General features: G+C 57.8%; 17 protein-coding genes and 3 pseudogenes. 13 read left to right on the top strand and 7 right to left on the bottom strand.

The features are described from left to right. Positions 1-148 precede the first annotated feature (148 nt). Genes GO007_RS18090 through GO007_RS18070 form a run of 5 tightly spaced genes read left to right on the top strand, consistent with a single transcriptional unit; the run spans position 149 to position 5,743 of the window. A complete protein-coding gene (locus GO007_RS18090) occupies positions 149-1,852 on the top strand; it encodes an ABC transporter substrate-binding protein (RefSeq protein ID WP_095102234.1) in 1,704 nt (567 codons plus the stop codon). Between the two features lie 45 nt (positions 1,853-1,897). Next, positions 1,898-2,857, top strand: coding sequence for an ABC transporter permease (locus GO007_RS18085; RefSeq protein ID WP_095102232.1), 960 nt, complete (start codon positions 1,898-1,900; stop codon positions 2,855-2,857). Continuing rightward, positions 2,857-3,804, top strand: a complete 948-nt coding sequence (opp4C, locus tag GO007_RS18080) for an oligopeptide ABC transporter permease (protein WP_157349259.1) — start codon at positions 2,857-2,859, stop codon at positions 3,802-3,804. Before GO007_RS18085 ends, opp4C begins: the two co-directional genes overlap by 1 nt. Beyond that, entirely contained in the window at positions 3,801-4,781 is a 981-nt protein-coding gene (locus tag GO007_RS18075; RefSeq protein WP_095102230.1) for an ABC transporter ATP-binding protein, read from the top strand. The genes opp4C and GO007_RS18075 overlap by 4 nt, the downstream gene beginning before the upstream one ends. Further along, positions 4,778-5,743, top strand: a complete 966-nt coding sequence (locus GO007_RS18070) for an ABC transporter ATP-binding protein (RefSeq protein WP_095102228.1) — start codon at positions 4,778-4,780, stop codon at positions 5,741-5,743. Before GO007_RS18075 ends, GO007_RS18070 begins: the two co-directional genes overlap by 4 nt. 108 nt (positions 5,744-5,851) lie before the next feature. On the opposite strand, the gene GO007_RS18065 is transcribed toward GO007_RS18070, so the two are convergent. Next, a complete protein-coding gene (locus GO007_RS18065; protein ID WP_189339886.1) occupies positions 5,852-8,257 on the bottom strand; it encodes a membrane-bound PQQ-dependent dehydrogenase, glucose/quinate/shikimate family in 2,406 nt (801 codons plus the stop codon). A 378-nt stretch (positions 8,258-8,635) separates the two neighbouring features. Continuing rightward, on the bottom strand, positions 8,636-9,544 hold the full coding sequence (locus GO007_RS18060; RefSeq protein ID WP_095102226.1) for a DUF535 family protein: 909 nt from the start codon (positions 9,542-9,544) through the stop codon (positions 8,636-8,638). A 311-nt stretch (positions 9,545-9,855) separates the two neighbouring features. On the opposite strand from GO007_RS18060, the gene GO007_RS18055 reads away from it, so the two are divergent. Further along, the gene (locus tag GO007_RS18055; protein ID WP_004102786.1) at positions 9,856-9,996 is read left to right on the top strand and encodes a hypothetical protein; all 141 of its coding nucleotides are present in this window, start codon (positions 9,856-9,858) and stop codon (positions 9,994-9,996) included. A gap of 292 nt (positions 9,997-10,288) precedes the next feature. Beyond that, on the top strand, positions 10,289-11,599 hold the full coding sequence (locus GO007_RS18050) for an L-cysteine desulfidase family protein (protein WP_095102224.1): 1,311 nt from the start codon (positions 10,289-10,291) through the stop codon (positions 11,597-11,599). Positions 11,600-11,671: 72 nt separating this feature from the next. On the opposite strand, the pseudogene GO007_RS18045 reads toward GO007_RS18050, so the two are convergent. The 4 genes and pseudogenes from GO007_RS18045 to GO007_RS18030 form a co-directional block, all read right to left on the bottom strand. Next, positions 11,672-12,663 (bottom strand): annotated as a pseudogene (locus GO007_RS18045) (D-cysteine desulfhydrase). A 75-nt stretch (positions 12,664-12,738) separates the two neighbouring features. After that, entirely contained in the window at positions 12,739-13,125 is a 387-nt protein-coding gene (locus GO007_RS18040) for a RidA family protein (RefSeq protein ID WP_095102222.1), read from the bottom strand. 27 nt (positions 13,126-13,152) lie between these two features. Then, a complete protein-coding gene (locus tag GO007_RS18035) occupies positions 13,153-14,571 on the bottom strand; it encodes a Na+/H+ antiporter NhaC family protein (protein WP_095102220.1) in 1,419 nt (472 codons plus the stop codon). After that, positions 14,564-15,751 carry a trans-sulfuration enzyme family protein gene (locus tag GO007_RS18030; protein ID WP_095102218.1) on the bottom strand — a complete coding sequence of 396 codons (1,188 nt, stop codon included), beginning with the start codon at positions 15,749-15,751 and terminating at the stop codon, positions 14,564-14,566. The genes GO007_RS18035 and GO007_RS18030 overlap by 8 nt, the downstream gene beginning before the upstream one ends. 543 nt (positions 15,752-16,294) lie before the next feature. Between GO007_RS18030 and GO007_RS29205 the strand changes: the two are divergent. The 3 genes and pseudogenes from GO007_RS29205 to cspF form a co-directional block, all read left to right on the top strand. Continuing rightward, a pseudogene (locus GO007_RS29205) lies at positions 16,295-16,591 on the top strand (SDR family oxidoreductase); the annotation flags it as partial. Between the two features lie 169 nt (positions 16,592-16,760). Then, positions 16,761-16,931 (top strand): YnfU family zinc-binding protein, encoded by a 171-nt coding sequence (locus GO007_RS29200; RefSeq protein WP_223261794.1) that lies wholly within the window; start codon positions 16,761-16,763, stop codon positions 16,929-16,931. Positions 16,932-17,128: 197 nt separating this feature from the next. Next, positions 17,129-17,338: pseudogene (gene cspF / locus GO007_RS18025) on the top strand (cold shock-like protein CspF); the annotation flags it as partial. Between the two features lie 16 nt (positions 17,339-17,354). Here the strand turns inward: cspF and GO007_RS18020 are convergent. Further along, complete coding sequence (locus GO007_RS18020; protein ID WP_095102216.1) at positions 17,355-18,227, bottom strand: LysR family transcriptional regulator; 873 nt, start codon at positions 18,225-18,227, stop codon at positions 17,355-17,357. 106 nt (positions 18,228-18,333) lie between these two features. On the opposite strand from GO007_RS18020, the gene budA reads away from it, so the two are divergent. The 3 genes from budA to GO007_RS18005 are packed head-to-tail and all read left to right on the top strand — an operon-like array spanning position 18,334 to position 21,597. Beyond that, complete coding sequence (gene budA / locus GO007_RS18015; RefSeq protein ID WP_095102214.1) at positions 18,334-19,113, top strand: acetolactate decarboxylase; 780 nt, start codon at positions 18,334-18,336, stop codon at positions 19,111-19,113. A 10-nt stretch (positions 19,114-19,123) separates the two neighbouring features. Next, positions 19,124-20,803 (top strand): acetolactate synthase AlsS, encoded by a 1,680-nt coding sequence (gene alsS / locus GO007_RS18010; RefSeq protein ID WP_095102212.1) that lies wholly within the window; start codon positions 19,124-19,126, stop codon positions 20,801-20,803. Positions 20,804-20,826: 23 nt separating this feature from the next. Further along, the gene (locus GO007_RS18005; protein WP_095102210.1) at positions 20,827-21,597 is read left to right on the top strand and encodes a (S)-acetoin forming diacetyl reductase; all 771 of its coding nucleotides are present in this window, start codon (positions 20,827-20,829) and stop codon (positions 21,595-21,597) included. Positions 21,598-21,814: the final 217 nt, after the last annotated feature.

Here is a 21,814-nt window from a genome sequence, read left to right as displayed (position 1 = left end):
CACAAATCCGGAATTTTAATTCTGCATTATTGCTAATTCTAATTAGCTATAAACCATAGCCTTTCGTTGTTAGACAGCCGGAGGTGCGGCTCTTATCTTTCGTCATGAATTGTAAATTTAAGCGCAATCATTTGATGAGGGAGCACTTTTGTCCAGATTACTGCCCGGATTAAAAACCAAACATTCGCGATTCTCGCTAGCTCTGAAAATCGCGCTCATTAGCGGCGCGGTGGCATTTTCTTCTGTCGCCACTGCGGATGATATTTTACAGGAAGGGATCACCCCGGCCACCGATGCCAGCCAGATCCCGGCGGCCGCCAAACTGCGTAAAGACACCGTGGTCGCCGGCATTTCCGAGCCGCAGGGCATCTTTAACCCCTACTTCTTCGTTAACGGCTGGGATGAAAACGTCACCAACGTCATCTTTTCACGGCTGATTGACTGGGACAGCCACGGTAATCTGGTGCCGGGGCTGGCCGAAAGCTGGACCGTCAGCGCCGATAACAAGGTCTACACCATCAAGCTGCGTCCCAATCTGACCTTCAGCGACGGCTCGCCGCTCACCGCCGAAGACGTGGCCTTTACGCTGACCGTGCTGCTGGACCCCAAATACGACGGCGATACTGACATTACGCTCGCCAATATTGCCGGCGGCGCTGAATATAAGGCCGGTAAGGCCGACAGCGTTAGCGGCCTGAAGGTCATCGATCCGCTGACGCTGCAGGTGACCACCAGCGAACCGGGCGCCACGACGCTGGCTAAAATCGGCGGCCCGGTGCTGTCCAAAGCCTGGTACGGCAAGGGATATCAGCGCGGGCAGCTCGACTATCTGCGCACGCTGCACGGCAAGCCGCTGGGCAACGGCCCTTACGTCTACGACAAATATCTCCCGGGCCAGGAGATTCGCTTCCACGCCAACAGCCATTACTATCGCGGTACGCCGCCGACGCCGCGCTTTATCTATCGCGTCACCAATCCGTCCACCAACTTCCAGCTGTTCCAGACCGGCGAAACCGATTATGACGCCTTTACCTCGCGTCCGGACGATATCGAACAGCTGAAAATGCTCGGCTTCGCCAACATCAACCTCTACGGCTCCAGCGACTACAGCCAGGTTGAATTCAACGTTCGTCGCCCGGCGCTGCAGGATGTCAAAGTGCGCCAGGCGCTGATTTACGGCCTCGACCGGCAGAAGCTGATTGACGTGGTGTATCAGGGCTACGGCAAGGTGGCCATTGAGCCCATCGCCCCCATCTCCTGGGCCTACAATGCGGAAGGCGTTAACCCGTATAAATACGACCCGGCACAGGCGAAAAAGCTGCTTGATGAGGCGGGCTGGAAGCCCGGACCGGACGGCATCCGGGTGAAAGACGGCAAGCGCCTGGAGCTGACGCTGCTGGTCAGCAAGAAGGTGCTCAACGATGCGCTGATCCCCATCGCCAAAGAGAACTGGCAGCAGATTGGCGTCCTGCTTAAGCCGCAGGTGGTGGACTTCAACGCCCTGATGGCCCAGCGAAAATCGGGTAACTACGATCTGGCCTCTTTCAGCACCAGCACGCTGAACGACCCGCATGACGGGGTATGGGACTTCTACAGCAGCGAGGCGAAAGAGTCCGGCTATCACAATCCGCAGGTCGATAAGCTGATTAACGCAGGTAACGCAGTGCTCGACGTGAATCAGCGCAAACCGATTTACCACCAGCTGTACAAAGTGCTGGCGGAAGACCCGCCGGTTATCTTCCTCGGCTACCGCCAGATCCTCTCCGCCAGCAGCGCCAGGGTCAGCGGCTTTAAGCCGGATATCTATAACGGTCTGACCGGCAGCCTGCCGGACGTGAAAATCGCCAGGTAAAAATCGCCTCCGCCGGGGTTTCCCGGCGGGGGATATGAGAATGTTATGAGAAATTTTATCCTCAGACGGCTGCTGCAAACTCTGCCGATGCTGCTGCTGGCTTCCTTGATCATTTTTATGCTGTTCGCTAAAACCCCGGGCGACTTTATCGACGGTAATATCACTCTTACCGCCGCCCGCGCCGCCGAGCTGAAGGCCATCTACGGCCTCGACCAGCCCCTGTTCACCCGCTACCTGCACTGGCTCGGCCAGCTGCTGCGCGGCGACCTGGGCTTCTCGCTGCAGTACCAGATCCCGGTCAGCCAGCTGCTCAACCAGTACGTCTGGAACTCCTTTCTGCTGGCCAGCGTCGCGCTGGTTTTTTACTGGGGCATTGGCCTGACGGTGGGGATTGTTTCCGCCATGAAGCCCAACTCGCTGTTCGATCACCTGGTCAGCATCGCCGTCTTCGCCGCCATGTCCTTTCCGACCTTTTTCCTCTGCCTGCTGCTGATTAAGTGGTTCGCCGTCGATCTGCACTGGCTGCCGCCGGGGGGCATGACCAACACCGGCAGCGATGAGCGCGGCAGGGCCTATATCCTGCAGGTGGCGGCGCATCTGGCGCTGCCGGTGCTGGCGCTGGTGATGCTGCAGGCCGGTAGCCTGACGCGCTATTTTCGCGCCAGCATGCTCGAGGTGGTGAAAATGGATTTTATTCGTACCGCCCGCGCCAAGGGGCTGCGCGAACGCACGGTCATCTTCAGGCACGCGCTGCGCAACGCGCTGCTGCCGATTATCACCCTGCTCGGCTTTGAGCTGCCGGGGCTGTTTTCCGGCGCCATCATCACCGAAAAAGTCTTCAACTGGCCGGGGGCGGGCCATATTCATATCGACTCGCTGGCCGCCCGCGATTACCCGGTGCTGATGGGCTTTACCCTGTTTCTGGCGGTGCTGACGATCCTCGGCAACCTGATTGCCGACGTGCTGTACGCGTGGGCCGACCCGCGAATCCGGGTGAGGTCATAATGCTCAGTTCACTGTTTTCAACCAACCGTCGCCTGCGTAAAGCGGAGATCCCGACGCTGGCGCAGATCGCGCCATCGCCCTGGCGCCAGGCCTGGCAAGCGCTGCGGCGCAACCGGCTGGCGATGCTGTGCCTGATAGTCCTGCTGGTGATGGCGGCATGGTGCGTGCTGGGCCCCCTGTGGTCGCCGTGGAAAGATGACGCCACCGACGTGCTGATGATCAACAAGCCCCCCGGCGCTGAGCACTGGTTGGGTACCGATTTTCTCGGCCGCGACGTCTATACCCGGCTGCTGCTGGCCGGGCGGATCTCGCTGATTATCGGCCTCCTGACCATGCTGCTGTCGGTCACCCTGGGCTATCTGCTTGGCGCGGTCTCCGGCTATGCCGGCGGCCTGACCGACTGGCTGATCATGCGCCTGGCGGATCTGGTGATGACCATTCCCGGCCTGCCGCTGCTGATTGTCGCCGGGGCGATGCTCTCGGAGCTCGATTTCTCCCCGGAGTCGCGGATCTACATGGTGGTCATTATGCTGAGCCTGCTGGAGTGGCCGAAGCTGGCCCGGCTGGTGCGCGGCCAGTGCCTGTCGCTGCGCGAGCGCGACTTTATGCTGGCAACCCAGGTGCTGGGCCTGTCGGCGCGCCGCCGCCTGTTTGGTCATCTGCTGCCGAATACCATCCCGATTCTGGTGGTGATGGCGACGATGGCGGTCGCCAACGCCATTCTGAGCGAGTCGGCCCTCAGCTATCTCGGCCTCGGCGTGGTGCCGCCAACCCCGTCGTGGGGCAATATGATGGACGCCGCCAACAGCCTGATCGACTTCCAGCGCCGCCCGTGGCTGTGGATGCCGCCGGGACTGGCTATTTTTATCACCGTTATCGCCATCAACGTGCTGGGCGACGGCCTGCGCGATGCGATGGACCCCAAAATGAAACAGAGGCTGAAATGAGCGCGCCGCTAATCACCTTTAACCAGCTTTCGGTCTCCTTTGCCGGCGAAAAAAACCGCGTGCGGGCGGTGCAGGAGGTCTCTTTCGCCATTCATGCCGGGCAAACCGTCGGCGTGGTCGGCGAGTCCGGCTGCGGCAAAAGCGTCACCGCCATGTCGCTGATGGGCCTGCTGCCTCCCCAGGCGGCGCGCATCGACGGCGGAGAGATTTTATTCAACGGCGAGGATCTGCTGCGCCTGAAGGCGGCAAAAATGGCCGATCTGCGCGGCAACCGGCTGGCGATGATTTTCCAGGAGCCGATGAGCGCGCTCAATCCGGTATTCACCATCGGCGAGCAGCTGTGCGAACCGCTGATCCGCCATCGCGGAGAATCGGCAAAGGCCGCCTGGCAGCACGCGACGCGGCTCATTAGCGACGTCGGACTGGCGCGGGCGGAGAGCCTGATGGAGAGCTATCCGCACCAGCTCTCCGGCGGTATGCTGCAGCGCATCATGATCGCGATGGCCCTGAGCTGCGAACCGCAGCTGCTGATCGCCGACGAGCCCACCACCGCCCTGGACGTCACCGTGCAGGCGCAGATCCTCCAGCTTCTGCGCGATCGTTCCCGGGCCAGCCGGATGGCGATGATGCTGATTACCCACGATCTCGGCGTTATTGCGCAAATGGCGGAGCACGTGGTGGTAATGTACGCCGGCAGGGTTGTTGAACAGGGCCCGACGGCCGAGATATTACGCCACCCGCAGCACCCCTATACCCAGGGGCTGATTGCCTCCCGCCCGGTGCCCGGCGAGCGCCGTCGCCGCCTCTACTCGATCCCCGGACAGGTGCCGGATCTGGCCGCTCTGCCGCCTTACTGCGCCTTTGCCGATCGCTGCGCGCGCGCCAGCGAACGCTGCCGCCAGGGGATACCGCCGCTGGCGGGCCGCGCCCGGCAGGTCGCCTGTTTTCATAGCGAGTTAGCGGAGATCGTGGCATGAGCAATGAATACGTCATCGAGGTCGAAGGACTTAAAAAGCACTTCCCGCTGCGCGACGGGCTGTTCGGTCAGCAAACCGGGGAGCTGCAGGCGGTGGACGGCGTGAGCTTTAAGATCCGTCCGGGGACCATTTTCGGCCTGGTGGGGGAATCCGGCAGCGGTAAAACCACCGTCGGACGCACCCTGCTCGGGCTGTATGAGAAAACCGCGGGCAGCGTCAGGTACCGCGGCCGCGAGCTCAGCGCGCTCTCCCCGCGCGAGATGCGGGCGCTGCGGCCGAAAATCCAGCTGGTCTTTCAGGACCCCTACAGTTCGCTGAACCCGCGAATTCGCATTGGCGACGCCATCGGCGAGGCGATGCTGGAACACAGGCTGTGCAGCAAGGCGGAGCTGTATGACAGGACCCTCGCGGTCATGCAGATCTGCGGCCTCGCGCCGCAGCATTACAACCGTTTTCCGCACGAATTTTCCGGCGGCCAGCGCCAGCGCATCGGCATCGCGCGGGCGCTGATACTCAACCCGGATTTCATTATTGCCGACGAGCCGATTTCGGCGCTGGACGTCTCAATCCAGGCGCAGATCATTAACCTCTTTTCCGACCTGCGCGACGATCTGGGGGTCACGTTCCTGTTTATCTCCCACGACCTTGGCGTGGTGGAGCATCTGTGCGATGACGTGGCGGTGATGTATCTCGGACAGCTGGTGGAAACCGCAAGCCGCGATGCGCTGTTTGCCCGGCCGCTGCATCCCTATACCCGGGCGCTGCTGGCGGCGGTCCCCACCTTAGACCCGCTCCGCGAACCGGCGGTCGTGGTGCAGGGAGAGATTCCGGACCCGTCAAACCCGCCGCCCGGCTGCCGCTTCTCCTCCCGCTGCCCGCAGGCCAGCGAACGCTGCCGCCGGGAAGTCCCCGCCCTCCGGGAGGTCGCCGAAGGCCATCACGTCGCCTGCCACGCCGTTTAGTTCGCCCCTGCCCGGCAGCGGGCGAAAAAAAACCTGCCGGTTGTTCAGCGGCAGGTTTTGTTCACCGGAGGGAGCTAATCCTCGTTAGGCGTGAATAGCCCGCGGGCGCTACTCTTCAAGGGCGTAGGCGATGATATCGTCGCCGACGTCCGGCGAGTGGCTGGCGCCGCCGGCGGAGATCACCACATACTCTTTGCCCGTTTTCGGCGATTTGTAAATCAGCGGCGCGGCCACTGCGCCTACCGGCAGACGCGCGCGCCACAGCTCTTTCCCGGTCGCCGAATCCAGCGCCCGCAGATAGTTATCCTGGGTACCGGCAAAGAAGATCAGCCCGGAAGCGGTCGAGGTTGGCCCGCCCAGAGTCGGCATTCCCAGAGGAATATGCATATGGGTTTTCAGACCCAGCGGACCGGTATCCTCGACCGAGCCCATCGGGACCTGCCACAGCAGCTGACGGGTATTGAGGTCAACGGCGCTCATGGTGCCGAACGGCGGCGTATTGCAGGGTACGCCCAGCGCGGACTGCAGAATATCGATCCGCACGCCGCCGTATGGCCCGGCGATCTGCGGACGGACGGTGCCCATGAAGCCCGGGACTTCGTCGGTGGAGACCTTATATTTCGCCATATCTTCCTGACGCACCAGCGACATTCTCAGCGGCATACGCATATCGTTAACAAACAGCGTCCCGGTGCGTTCATCGATGGTGATGCCGCCCCAGTTCATGCCGCCCAGCAGGCTCGGCCATTCGATATACGGCTTCTCTGATGGCGGCGTATACATCCCAAGGTAGGTGGACTCTTTGAAGTCAATACGGCAAATCAGCTGGTCAAACGGCGTCACGCCCCACATTGATTTCTCGGTTAACGGCTCAACGCCGAGCTGCGGCATGCCGGTAGAGAACGGCTGGGTCGCGGAGAGACGCTCGCCTTCCGCCCCTTCTTGCGCCACCGGCCGCTCCTCGACGCGGGTCACCGGCTTGCCGGTACGGCGGTCAAGGACGTAGATTTGGCCGGTTTTGGTGGTCTGAATCAGTACCGGGACCTCTTCGCCCTGGTCGTTCTTCATGTGGAACAGCACCGGCTGGGACGGCAGGTCATAATCCCAGATATCGTGGTGCACGGTCTGGAAGACCCACTTCGTTTCGCCGGTACTGGCATCGACCGCCACCACCGAGGAGCCGTACTTCTCTTTGGCCTCGTTACGATCGCCGCCCCAGTAATCCGGCGGACCGTTGCCGGTCGGCAGATACACCAGGTTCAGCTCTTTATCAAAGCCCGGCACCGTCCAGACGTTCGGGGTTTCGAGAGTGTAGACGCGGCCTTTTTGCGGATCGGTCACGTTTTCCGGCTGGCCAACATCCCAGGCCCACACCACCTTACCGCTGCGCACATCAAAGGCGCGGACCACGCCGGAGGGCTCGCCGTGGACGATATCGCGAACCCAGCCGCCGAGCACCGCGATGTGCCCCATAATCACCGGCGTTGAGGTTGGGTGATAGCGCTTGCTGTTTTCGGTGTTATCCATCCCCTGCTTCAGATCGACGCTGCCGTGAGTGCCGAAGTCTTCGCACAGTTCACCGGTTTTCGCATTCAGCGCCAGCAGGCGGGCGTCAACGGTGGAGACCAGAATCCGCTGCGGGCACTGCTGTAGTGACGGGCTGGCCTTCTCCTCGGCGCTCAGCGAGGCGTCGCTTTGCACGTCGTAATAGCCCACGCCGCGGCAGGTAACGTGCTCTGCGGTCTGCGCGTGCGGGTCAAAGCGCCAGCGCGCTTTACCGGTGTCGGCATCCAGCGCGGTCACCACGTTGAGCGGCGTACAGGAATAAAGGGTATCGCCAATCTGCAGCGGGGTATTTTCATCAACCCCGATCCCCGCGCCGGTCAGCCGACGGCCGGTGTGATAGGTCCAGGCCACCTTCAGATTTTTGACGTTTTCCGGGGTGATTTGATCGTAAGGCGCGAAGCGGGTACCGGAGGCATCGCGGCCGAAGAACGCCCAGTTATCGCTTTTCGCCGCCTCGGTCGGCCCGCCGTCGGTCGCCGCTTTGACGACGCCGTTATGGATGCCGCCGTGCGGATAGAACGCCGACACCAGCGTCGCCAGCAGCGCGATGAAAATTACCGCGGCGCCGCGGTTAGCGTAGCGAACCTGCGCTCGTTTTACCGGCAGGGTCGCGGCCAGCCACAGGCCCAGCATCAGCAGCAGAGCGGGAACCACCAGGCGAGGGATCAGTCCCCAGTAGCTAAGCTGGACTTCGTAAAGTGCCCAGACCAGGGTCAGAAAGAAGGTAATAATTGCGAAAGGAAGAACGTATTTACTGCGGATAAGGTAGCCGACGGCGATAACCATATAGGCCAGGCCCGCCAACAGATACCAGGCGCTGCCGCCAAGAGAGAGGAGCTTGCCACCCCAGATAGTTAAGAACAGCCCAATGCAAAAACTCAATAACACAAATAGCAGGCGCCAGGCGGTGAAGAACATCCCTCTGCCGCTACCTCGTTGTTCGTCCATATTTCATCCCATACGACGCTAGTCGTTGTAACCAATGTATTTATTCTTAACAGTGCTTTATTGACATAATTAAGGCACAGACCACATAACATACTGGTTGGACGCTCCTGAACGGAGCGAAGAACGTAAGAAAGTATATGAGTTTGTAAATTTTATGTAAAACTATCCAGCATTTAATGTTTAAAATTTTTTAATTTATAAAAGGAAGTTGATAGATGAAGCGGTTTTAAGCTGCCCAACGCGAGGGGAGATAACGGAAAAGCAAGGGGTATACGGGATAGTAAGGAAGATGGCAGGAGGTTGCGGGAAGGTGCGGGAGGATTGCGGGAGGTTGCCGGCCAACAGCCCCCTGTTGACCGGCAAACCCGCTGCTGCAGATTAACCGGCGCTAAGACGCCCGCCAAGCTGCTGCATTGAGGCCGCAAGCTCATGCTGCACCAGCTCTTTCAAACTTTCACGTTTGATAAACTGGCTGCGATGCTTGCTTTTGACCTCTTCAAGGCTTTTCTTTATTTCCTGCGACGGCAGTTTATACCAACCGCGACGATACTGCTCACCGCCTACTTCCAGCCACAGCGCAGCGTAATTGGTCATTACTTTGTCGCTTTTAACGTGGAAATGGCTGTCAACCGCATAGATCTCTTTAATATCGCAATGCTGTAAAAAACCGTACAGCAGAGTGATTATTAAATTTTTAGGTCGGATACCGAAAAGCTCCTTAGTCACGACTTTAATTTCATCATTAGTTACGTCTTTCCCTCCCTGAATTCCGCCAATATAAGCGCGGCCGTCTGCGGTACAGGAAAAACAGAGACTGTAGATGCGTCTATTATCCAGGAGCATTAAGAGCATCAGCTCCCCTTCTTCCTGAAAAGGCGATGCCAGCAGCTTAACATCAATGCTGGAACCATTTTTCAGCGGAACGCTAGCTACCGTCAGGCCAAACTCTTTCACGTTATACAGCTGCGGCATGATCGCTTCAGAAAACGTTTTTTCCATAAAAATCAACGACCCGTAGGCAATATCGAGTTTGGTTCTCTTTGACAACTTTTTATTTAAATACGCTTTGAAGGGTTTATCCTGGAAACTGACCAGCCCCTCCGTGGCATCGGTTAATCTGGCGCAAACGTATTTATTACACAGCGCTTGATATTCCCTATATTTGCCCCCTGCCAGCGGTATTTCTCTGCATCGGCGTAACACCTTCTTATATTTGAGTTTAACATTACAAATGAGTTTATTATTTTTTCGCCATTCTTTGATGGCGACTGCTGCTGTTTGAGCCATCGATCAAGATCCATAGAATCAACCATAATCGCGGCAATAATATCATAAATCATTCAAGTCAACGCTTAGTTACCCGTTCGTTGTCCTTTCATTTAATAAATAGCCAGGTAATCATTCTATAATCCCCAAAATTATATTCAGCCAACCTGTCAACTCTCATTATTAGCAGTCAGCTTAATTATTCATCACGCGGCGAACTGTTAACTGGCGCGATTATCGCTACGTGCGATCAACGACGGCATGGGGTGCCCCCTCGCCCGTTTTGCCCTATAATCTGCCCACGGTCAAAACTGAACTTAAGTGGGTAACTCATGGAAATTGATCTCGACAACCTGGTTTTTAGCGGTCTGGAAGAGGCGCAGGAGCGTAACGCTGAACGCCTTGAAGATGCTGATAAAAAAGCCCAGGCAATCGTTGCCGATGATGATTGCGGCGACGCCTGCAAAATCTGATTTCTGAACCGGCCGACCAGGCCGGTTTTTTTATGCCCGCCGCTCGCCTGACGTAAAAGTAAAATTATCTACACATCCCACACCTGAAAGTATTTTTTTCTCTCAAACCTGGTTTTTGCAAAGTGAACATGCAACTTATTTCTCTGCCGGGTGCGCTAACATTCTTACTACAGCGCCTGCCGTCCTGTCGATGCTGGCTGGACAGTTGCAGAGCCCAGGCCCGGGAGAGTTGAGATCCGCTCCGTTCACTTTCTCGATGGACATTTTTCTGTACCCCTATAGAGGCTCAGTCATGCCACACCGGGAAACCCGCGTAAAATGGAACGCCTTCATCACCGTCCTGCAGCAAGAGGTCAAGCCAGCCTTAGGCTGCACCGAGCCCGTTTCAGTCGCCCTCGCCTGCGCCGTTGCGGCACGGCAGCTATCCGGGGCCATCGTGCGCATCGAAGCGTCGGTTTCGCCCAATTTAATGAAAAATGGAATGGGGGTCACCGTGCCGGGTACCGGCATGCTCGGCCTGCCCATCGCTGCGGCCTTAGGCGCTGTCGCCGGAGACCCGCAGGCGGATCTTGAAGTGCTTAAAAATGCCAGCCAGCGGGAGATTTCGGCGGCTAAAGCCCTACTCGCCGTCGGCGCCGTGCGCATTGTCCTGCAGGAGCCCTGTGAGGAAACGATCTACGTTCGCGCCACGGTGTTTGCCGGCGACCAGCACGCGACGGTAACGATCATCGGCGACCACACTAACGTGGTGGCGATTGAAAAAATGGGACAGCCCGTGTTTGTCAAAACTGCGGAGGCCGCATGCGACGATCGGCCGCAGCCGCTGACCCAGGTTGCCGCCAGCTCGCTGCGCCAAATCTACGATTTTATTCGCGACGTTCCCTGCGGGGAGATTGACTTCATTTTAGCCGCCGCGCAGATGAACAACGCGCTCTCGAAGCGAGGTCTGGCGAAAGAGTGGGGTCTGCATATTGGGCCGACGCTAAAGCGCCAGGTCGACAAGGGGCTGGCCGCTGACGATATCTTTACCGAGATCCTCTATCGTACCAGCGCCGCCTCGGATGCCAGAATGGGCGGCGCCACGCTTCCGGCAATGACCAACTCCGGTTCCGGTAATCAGGGCATTACCGCGACCCTGCCGGTGGTGGTTGCCGCCGAACGACTCGGCGCCAGCCGGCAGCAGCTCACCCGCGCGCTGGCGCTGTCGCACCTCGTGGCTATCTATATCCACAGCAAGCTTCCGCGCCTGTCCGCGCTCTGCGCCACCACCACGGCCGCGATGGGCGCCGCGGCGGGGATAATCTGGCTGATGGAGGGAAGTTACGAAAATATCACTATGGCGGTAAACAACATGATTGGCGATATCAGCGGCATGATTTGCGATGGCGCCTCCAGCAGCTGCTCAATGAAGGTATCGACCAGCATTTCTTGCGCGTGGAAAGCAATCCTGCTGGCGCTGGATAACTCCGTCGTTTCCGCCAGCGACGGTATCGTTGAACGCGATGTCGAAAATTCGATCCGTAATTTATGCGCCATCGCCGCTCAGTCGATGCAGCATACCGATCGACAGATTATTACCATCATGGCGAGTAAGCGCTATTAGCGGGGAGACCGCTGAAAATATCATTGCCCCGGTCAGCGCTGCACCGCCGGGGCATAGCCGCCATATTCAGGCTTAAACCTGCGGGTAACAGGCGAACAGCGCCGGAGCGCCGCCGGTATGCATAAACATCACCGGACCGCTGCCGACGAATCGCGATGTTTGCACGCCGTCAATCAGCCCCGCCATCGCCTTGCCGGTATAAACCGGGTCCAGCATGATGCCCTCTAGCCGCGCCAGCAGCTCAACCGCCTGCATCCCCTCGGCATTCGGCATACCGTAGCGCGGCGCAAAGTAATCATCCCACAGCGTCAGCGGCGAAGAGGTCGCCACGTTCAGCAGCGCCGATAATTCGCTTTGCAGCTGCGCGACTTTGGGGAGCTGATCGCTGGCGCGACGAGAGACGGTGACTCCGACAACCGCCATGTCCGGCCGGCAGTGTGCAAAACCGACCGCCAGTCCCGCATGGGTTCCCGCGCTCCCCGAAGGTACCACCAGCGAGTCGATATGGAGATCCATGCGGGCGCACTGCTCCGCTATTTCCAGCGCGCAGTCAACGTAGCCCAGCGACCCCAGCGCGTTGGAGCCGCCAACGGGAATGACGTACGGCTTCGCCCCGCCGCGAGCGAGCCTCTCGCTAAGCTCCCGCAGCTGCGCGTCCGGATCGTTAAGCGCCTCGACGTTTTCCAGACGACAGCCCATCATTGAGGAGAGTAAATGGTTGCCGTTGGCGAGATAGTTTGGCGCCTCCGTGGCGATCGGATTTTCAAGCAGCGCCGCACATTTCAGGCCCAGATGCGCGGCTACGGCAGCGGTCTGGCGCACGTGATTCGACTGAATGGCCCCGCCGTCACCAGCGTATCGCAGCCTTGTTGAAGCGCATCTGCGACGAGAAACTCGAGCTTTCTGAGCTTATTGCCCCCCATACCAAGATATGAAAGATCGTCTCGCTTAATATAGATATCGCGCTGCAGATATTCCGACAGCCGCCTGAGATGCTGGATCGGCGTCACCGCCCCCACCAGCTCAACGCGTGGCAATGTCTGCAGATAGTTTTTAATCAGCATTACGTTTGCTCTCAATAAACAGGAATAACAACGGCGGCGCGATGCGGCCGCCGTTATGATGACGCTGACGCCGCGTTAGCCCTGCCAGGCTACCGCTTCAATTTCAACTTTGACGTCTTTAGGCAGGCGCGCAACCTCCACGCAGGAGCGCGCCGGATACTGCACCTTATGCTGGTCAAAAAACCCGGCGTACGCCTGATTAATCTCCGCAAATTCATTCAGGTCCTTGACGAAGATATTAACCTTGCAGATATGTTCGAGGGCTAACCCGCCGGCTTCGATAATGGCCTTAATATTCTCCAGGCTTTGCCGGGCCTGCCCGCCCGCGCTCCCGGCGATCTCGCCGGTTGCCGGATTAATCGGCAGCTGCCCCGAAGTAAAGATAAAACCCCCTACCCGGGCGCCCTGAATATAGGGGCCAATAGCTTCCGGGGCCTGCGCCGTAGCGATAACCTTGGTCATGATAAATCCTTATATGAATATTGAGCGTTAGATCGAAAACCCGACGATTAAATAGACGATGAGCGCGAGGAACCCGGTGACCAGCGCGTAGGGCATCTGCGTGCGAATATGCTCAATGTGATCGCAGTTGGTAGCCATTGAAGCCACGATGGCGTCGCTGGAAATAGGCGAAGTCATGTCGCCAAAGATTGAGCCGGAAATAGCCGCGCCGATCATAAAGTGAGGGTCGATACCGAGCGATACGCCCAGCTGTACGCCGATCGGGATCATAATGGCGAAAGTTCCCCACGAGGTCCCGGTGGCCAGAGACATTACCGCCGCAATCAGAAAAATAAAGCCAATCGAAAATCCGGAGGGAATAACGCCCGAGGTAATTGAAGCAATATACTGCCCGGTATTCAGCTCTGCCGAAATATGTCCCATCAAAAAGGCCAGAATCATGATTGAGCTGATTTTCACCATGCTGGCGTAGCCGATATAGAGCTCTTTAAAGAAATTCTCGACGTTTAAAATACCGCGCAGTCTGAACCACACAAATGAGACGACGGTACCGAACATCACCCCGGAGTAGACCGACATGGAGCCGCTGCCCCTGGAGAACTGGCCGTCTCCGGTAATATAGAGCACGACCGGAACCATCAGCACGGTTGAAAGAATAGGGATAAAGAAGTTGAGTAGCGAGTTGGATGCCGGATGGTCAATCACCGGGTCCTGCTCTGTTTCGCTCTGTTCCTGCTCCTGCGCCATCAGGCAGGATTCAAACCGGACTTCAGCCTTTTTCATCGGCCCCCAGGTGCAGCCTGACAGGATATAAAAGATGACGGATGCCAGAGAAAACCAGGCCATGATATTCCAGACCATCGAGCTGGCCAGCACTTCAAAGGGTTCCCCGGTCAAATAGCCCTGCGCGATCTGTACGCCGATAATGCCCATCATCGCCGCACCCCAGCCGTTGATCATTACCGATGAGCAGACCGAGACGCAGGAGGTTTGAATAATGTAGGACATTTTTTCCGGCGAGACTTTATAGCGCCGGGCGAGGTTTTTAGTCGACGCCCCGGCAATAAGCTGGTTAATCGAGCTCTCGATAAAAATAAGCGAGGTTACCAGCATAGCCAGCAGCTGAACCGACTTCTTATTGGTGACAAAGTCGTTTTTCTCAGAGAGAAACTGGACCAGCTTGCGCACGCCGCCGGTTACCACAATCAGCCGCATAATGCCGCCGATCATCACCATAAAGATAATCGTCCGGGCGTTACCGGCGGAAGCAAAGGTCTCAATAATGCCGTTCAGGGTTCCGCCAACGCCCTGAATGAGGCTTTGATGAATCACCGCATACCCGACAAAAATGCCGGTCAATAAGGAGAGAATCACCTGCCGGGTGAGGATCGCCAAAATAATGGTGACCATTGGCGTGATAATTGTCCAGATACCGTAGTCATGCATGATCGCTATCCTGTGTCCGGGCGCTAGCGGCAAAAGCGGTATCGAGGTCGGCAATCAGATCCTCGACGTTCTCGATACCGGCGGAGAACCGCAGCGTGGTGTCGTAGACGCCTATCGCTTCCCGCTCCTCTTTTGACATCGCGGCATGAGACATTGATGCCGAATGATTGATCATGCTCTCCACGCCGCCCAGCGACTCGGCGAGAACAAAATAGCGCAGCCCGGAGATAAAGCGTTTCAGGCCCTGCACGTCGCCTTTAAGGGTAGCGGTAACCACCGCGCCGCCCGAGCGCATCTGCTTTTTGCACAGCGCATGCTGCGGATGCGAAGGCAGGCCGGGATAATAGACGCGGGCAACCGCCGGATGGTTCTCAAGATATTCAGCAATACGCCGGGCGTTGCCGCACTGGCGCTGCATGCGGACATCCAGCGTTTTCATTCCGCGCAGCGCCAGATAGGCATCAAAGGGTGACGCGATAGCGCCAACGGTGGTTTTGATAAAATCAAGCCGGGCCGCTAGCGGTTCATTATTGGTGATGACCGCCCCGCCGATTAAATCGGAGTGCCCGCCGATATATTTACTGGTGGAGAGCATCACCAGATCCGCGCCCATTTCGAGCGGCTGATGATTCCAGGCGCTGGCAAAGGTATTATCGACGCAGGTCAAAATACCGCGCGCCTTCGCAATAGTGCAGACTTTATTAATATCCACCAGCTCCAGCAGCGGGTTAGTCGGCGTCTCAATCCAGATTAAATACGTATTTTCCTGAATGCTGGCAATAAGGCTTTCTTCATCATTAAGATCAATATAGGAGACGGTGACGCCGGTGGTATTGGCCTTTAGCTTATCGAACAGACGCCAGGTGCCGCCGTATACGCCCTTCATTGCAATAATATGTGAATCTTTCGGCAGCAGCTCCATAACGATATTAGTGGCGGCCATTCCCGAGGCGGTAGCGGTGGCATAAACACCGCCCTCCAGCTCAGCCAGCGCCGACTCATACGCCTTACGGGTCGGGTTCGAGACCCTTGAGTAGCAAAAATCGCCGCCTTCATCGAGATTCGGCTGAATAAAAGAGCTGGCGGTAACTATCGGGGTAAATATGGCATTATTCGCCGGATCAATTTGATTCCCGGCATGGACAACCAGAGTCGCGATATCTTTAAATTTATTTTTCATAGGATATACTCAAACTATTATTCGACATTAGGTAGCGAACATTTATCTCTCTAACAACAGCAGTCATCACCGGCTAATAAAACAGCAGCCAAAACGCCGCGCAAGAGCTAAAAAAATAGCCAACCGCGTTGCTATCAACATAGAGATTTTCATAAATCAACCACCGTTAAAATATATATTAGCGACCGAAGAAAATCTTACCTATTTTCCCCCAAAGGAGGGCAAAGTGGAGAAATTTATTCTCCAAAATCAAAACGAGCAATTTTTCAATGCACTGAAAAATAAGGATATATCTATTAATGGTGATTTGAATCACAAAAAATAGGGGAAAAAACACACTCTTTCTCCTTTGACGGTGAAATTAATTCCATAGGCCGCCGCTGAGGGCCTCCCTTAAGCATCACGGTAAATATCGCCCTCGCGGCTGGACCGGCAAAAAACCCTTCAGCCCGTGCGGCAGCGCCCGCCACAAGAGATGACTTTTGCTGGCTAAGGGGGAGCCTTTGGGCACAATCGCCCCGAAGCGGTCCAGGGCGAGAGGCGATCGGCCTGACGGAAACCCTGGCGCTGGAAACCGCCAGAACCGGCATCACCGGCAATGCGATATGCCCCGGCTCGCTGCTGACCCGCTGGTGCAGCAGCGGTTCGACCGACGTATCGCGCAAGGCACGGACCCGGCGCCGACGCCGGTCAGAGAGCGGCGGGTGGCCGAAAAGCAGCCCTCCGGCGAGTTCGTCCCCCCGGAGCCGCCGGGATAAATGGCGCTATTCCTGTGCGCGATACCGCCGCCCGGGTGCGCGGGGCCCGTGGAATATGGACGGCGGCTGGGCGGCCAGGTAATTGCCGCGGGCGCGCAGGACGCGGCTATCGTATCGTCCTCGCGCCCCTGGTGAGGCCGCGAAAATAGCGTTGACCAATCAGGAGTTTATTTTCCCACGGCGAAATCATTTCGAGCTATTGATAGAAGAATGATGTATGGTTGCAGGCCATTACATCAGGAAAAAATCATATGTCAGATCGAAAAGACTCGAAAACCCGCCGTAATTACCTTGTAAAATGTTCCTGCCCTAATTGCTCCCAGGAATCAGAACATAGCTTTAGCCGGGTACAAAAAGGCGCCCAGCTCATCTGCCCTTACTGCCATAAACTCTTCCAGACTTCACCCAGAAACGCCGCCTAATCCCTAAATGCCAGACGCTGATTGCTCCCCGCCCCGTTATTTAGATAATTCTTATTATTGGGACGAATCAAACAATCGGTTTTTACCTCGTACCGGCAAATAGAAAACCCGCACTATGGCGGGTTTTAAATAGATCCACAGGTTATTTCCTGGCATAACGTATCGTTATCGCTTTTTTATTTTTACCAGGAGTTTATTTGTTCCAAAAAATGACAGGCATTGTCAAAAGCTTTGATAATAAAACCGGCAGAGGACTCATCGTCCCTTCCGATGGTCGTAAAGACGTTCAGGTTCATATTTCCGCATTATCCTCCGCTGAGTCCACCCCCATGACTCCCGGTATTCGCGTTGAGTTTCGTCGGGTTAACGGCCTACGCGGGCCGACGGCGGCAAACGTCTATACCTGCCAGACCGACGACCCGCTTAAAACATCTCCAGAAAGCGTTTTACCGTCCGCGAACGTTCAAAACGCCGCCACGCGATGGCGATATCCGTCTTCAGCGACTCCCCCAGCAGCGGATGCCAGGTTACGTTGGGGTGGCGAATACAGGTCATCGACTGAGGCACCAGCGCAAAGCCGAACCCCGCGTCCACCATGCTAATAGAAGAAGAGAGCTGTGAAGATTGCCTGGCGCGGCTCAGATCGACCCCCGCATGCCGGCAGCTATCGTAAACCTGCTCGTAGAGGCCCGGCGCCACCTCCGGCGGGAAAATAATCGGCACCGTGTCGGTAAGCTGTGTCAGGGAGATCGCGGTTTCCCCGGACAAGGGGTGCGAACGGTGAAGCGCGATAACCATCGGCTCCTCGGCAATAATGCGCAAATTAAACGCCTTGCTGCTTTCACACGGCAGGCGGACAAAAGCGATATCCAGCTCCGCCTCACCCAGCGCGTTCATCAGGGTCGCCATATTACCTTCGACCTGGCGCAGCGCCACCGACGGATAGCGCTGCTGAAACTGGTACAGCAAAGTGAAGATCTGCGCATGAAAAGCAGCTGAACTGGTAATGCCCGGCACCAGGCTGCCGTTGACGCCCCGCGCAATCCCCTTGGTTTTTTCCAACGCCGCATCGCTTAAGGCGAGGATCTGACGCGCGTCGACGTAGAACGACTCCCCGGCTTCCGTCAGCTCAACGCCTCGCGTCAAACGACGCAGCAGCGGCGTCCCCACTTCGCGCTCAAGGCGCTGAATTTGCTGACTTAATGGCGGCTGAGAAATCCCAAGTTCGTGGGCCGCCCGGGTGAAGTTCCGCGCCTCGGCCACGGCGACAAAATAGCGTAAATAACGAAGTTCCATATCGAAAACGTCTCAAACCAGCATGGTTTCTATATTGGAACTGAGAGCTGAATCGGGTCAACATTTATTTAATCTTTCTTATATTTGTTGAACGAGGAAGTGGATTGTGAATCATTATCCTGAATGCTCCTGCGAAGAGAGCCTGTGCGAAACCATACGCGGCTTCTCTGCCCACCACCCCGATAGCGTGATCTATCAGACCTCTCTGATGAGCGCGCTCCTGAGCGGGGTCTACGAGGGCAGTACCACCATCGCCGACCTGCTCACCCACGGCGACTTCGGCCTCGGGACCTTTAACGAACTCGACGGCGAACTTATCGCCTTTAGCAGCGAAGTCTATCAGCTGCGCGCCGACGGCAGCGCGCGTAAAGCCCGGGCGGATCAAAAAACGCCGTTCGCGGTGATGACCTGGTTCAGGCCGCAGTACCGAAAAACCTTTGACCACCCGGTCAGCCGCCAGCAGCTGCACGATATTATCAACCGGCAGATCCCCTCCGATAACCTGTTCTGCGCCCTGCATATTGATGGCCACTTCCGCCACGCCCATACCCGCACCGTGCCGCGGCAGACGCCGCCCTATCGGGCGATGACCGACGTGCTGGATGACCAGCCGGTTTTTCGCTTTAACCAGCGCCAGGGCACGCTGGTCGGCTTTCGCACCCCGCAGCATATGCAGGGTCTCAACGTTGCCGGCTACCACGAGCACTTTATAACCGACGATCGTCAGGGCGGCGGCCATCTGCTGGATTACCAGCTCGATAGCGGCGTGCTGACCTTCGGCGAGATCCACAAGCTGATGATTGACCTCCCGGCCGACAGCGCTTTCCTGCAGGCCGACCTGCATCCTGACAATCTCGATGCCGCCATTCGTGCGGTAGAAAACTAAGGAGCTTCAGATGGACAAACCGCGTCACGAACGCCAGTGGGCCCACGGTGCCGACATGATAGTCAGCCAGCTTGAGGCCCAGGGAGTACGCCAGGTCTTCGGTATCCCCGGCGCCAAAATCGACAAGGTGTTTGATTCCCTCCTCGACTCCTCAATCCGCATTATCCCGGTACGCCACGAAGCCAACGCCGCCTTTATGGCCGCGGCGGTGGGGCGTATTACCGGTAAAGCGGGCGTCGCGCTGGTGACCTCCGGCCCCGGCTGCTCAAACCTGATAACCGGCATGGCCACCGCCAATAGCGAAGGCGACCCGGTGGTGGCGCTGGGCGGTGCGGTTAAGCGGGCGGATAAGGCCAAGCTGGTCCACCAGAGCATGGACACCGTGGCCATGTTCAGCCCGGTCACCAAATATTCCGTCGAAGTGACCGCCGCCGACGCGCTGGCAGAAGTGGTCTCCAACGCCTTCCGCGCCGCCGAGCAGGGACGCCCGGGGAGCGCTTTTGTCAGCCTGCCGCAGGATATCGTCGACGGCCCCACCCGCGGCAGTACGCTGCCCGCCAGCAAAGCGCCGCAAATGGGTGCCGCGCCGGATGACGCCGTCGACGGCGTGGCGCAGGCCATCGCCGCGGCGAAGAACCCCATCTTTCTGCTGGGGCTGATGGCCAGCCAGCCGGAAAGCAGCCGCGCCCTGCACCGCCTGCTGGAAAAAAGCCATATTCCGGTCACCAGCACCTATCAGGCCGCCGGGGCGGTGAATCAGGATAACTTCACCCGCTTCGCCGGCCGGGTGGGCCTGTTTAATAACCAGGCGGGCGATCGCCTGCTGCGCCAGGCGGATCTGATCATCTGCATCGGCTATAGCCCGGTCGAGTACGAGCCGGCCATGTGGAATAACGGCACGGCAACGCTGGTGCATATCGACGTGCTGCCGGCCTACGAAGAGCGGAATTACGTGCCGGATATCGAGCTGGTGGGCGACATCGCCGGCACCCTGGAGAAGCTGAGCCAGCGCATTGAGCATCGGCTGGTGTTAACCCCGCAGGCGGCGGAAATCCTCGCCGACCGCCAGCGTCAACGGGAGCTGCTTGACCGCCGCGGGGCGCAGCTGAATCAGTTCGCGCTCCATCCGCTGCGCATCGTGCGGGCGATGCAGGATATCGTCAACAGCGACGTCACGTTAACCGTCGATATGGGCAGTTTCCATATCTGGATTGCCCGCTACCTGTACAGCTTCCGCGCCCGCCAGGTGATGATCTCCAACGGCCAGCAAACGATGGGCGTCGCTCTGCCGTGGGCGATTGGCGCATGGCTGGTCAATCCGCAGCGCAAGGTGGTATCCGTTTCCGGCGATGGCGGCTTCCTGCAGTCGAGCATGGAGCTGGAGACCGCCGTGCGGCTGCACGCCAATATTCTGCACATCATCTGGGTCGATAACGGCTACAACATGGTGGCGATCCAGGAACAGAAAAAATATCAGCGCCTCTCCGGCGTGGAGTTCGGCCCGGTAGATTTCAAAGTCTACGCCGAAGCGTTCGGGGCCAAAGGGTTCTCGGTAGAGAGCGCCGACGCGCTGGAGCCGACGCTGCGCGCCGCGATGGATGTCGATGGCCCGGCGGTGGTCGCCATTCCGGTCGATTACCGCGATAACCCCCTGCTGATGGGCCAGCTCCATCTCAGCCAAATACTGTGAGTCACTACAATAAGGAAATAAAAATGGAAAAAGTCGCACTTGTCACCGGCGCCGGTCAGGGCATCGGTAAAGCTATCGCGCTGCGCCTCGTGAAGGATGGATTTGCCGTGGCTATCGCCGATTACAACGAGGCCACGGCCAAAGCGGTGGCCGCTGAAATCAACCAGGCCGGCGGCCGCGCGGTGGCCGTTAAGGTAGACGTCTCCCGTCGCGAGCAGGTTTTCGCCGCCGTTGAGCAGGCGCGTAAAGCCCTGGGCGGGTTCGACGTTATCGTCAACAACGCCGGTATCGCCCCGTCAACGCCGATCGAGTCAATCACCGAGGAAACCATTGACAGGGTCTATAACATCAACGTTAAGGGCGTCATCTGGGGGATTCAGGCGGCGGTTGAGGCATTCAAAAAAGAGGGGCACGGCGGGAAAATCGTTAACGCCTGCTCCCAGGCCGGCCACGTCGGCAACCCGGAGCTGGCCATCTACAGTTCGAGTAAATTCGCCGTTCGCGGCCTGACGCAAACCGCAGCCCGCGACCTGGCGCCGCTGGGCATCACCGTTAACGGCTACTGCCCGGGGATCGTCAAGACGCCAATGTGGGCGGAAATTGACCGTCAGGTATCGGAAGCGGCGGGTAAACCGCTGGGTTACGGCACGGCTGAGTTTGCCAAACGTATCACCCTCGGCCGCCTGTCGGAGCCCGAAGACGTCGCGGCCTGCGTGTCGTTCCTCGCCGGCCCGGATTCGGACTATATGACCGGGCAATCGCTGCTGATCGACGGCGGCATGGTATTCAACTAATCGCGGTATTCAACTAATAATATTAAGCTCTGACATGATTTGCCCCTGCCGCAGCGCAGGGGCTTTTTTTTGACCTGACCTCACGCGCGGGTGCCCGCCCGTTCCTGCAGCCTACCGCGTACGTCCCTGTTGTGCTCCCGCAATAGAGATAGCTCCAGTCTAATTTTCCCCGAACGATATTTATGACCCCATGCCCCCGGCCATATTTCGTTTGCGG

The organism is Klebsiella sp. 10-1, from assembly GCF_009758445.1.
In the GTDB taxonomy this organism is placed as follows: Bacteria; Pseudomonadota; Gammaproteobacteria; order Enterobacterales; family Enterobacteriaceae; genus Klebsiella; species Klebsiella scottii.
The sequence above is the reverse complement of the archived record's forward strand: the minus strand, read 5'-3'. Positions and strand labels throughout refer to the sequence as shown.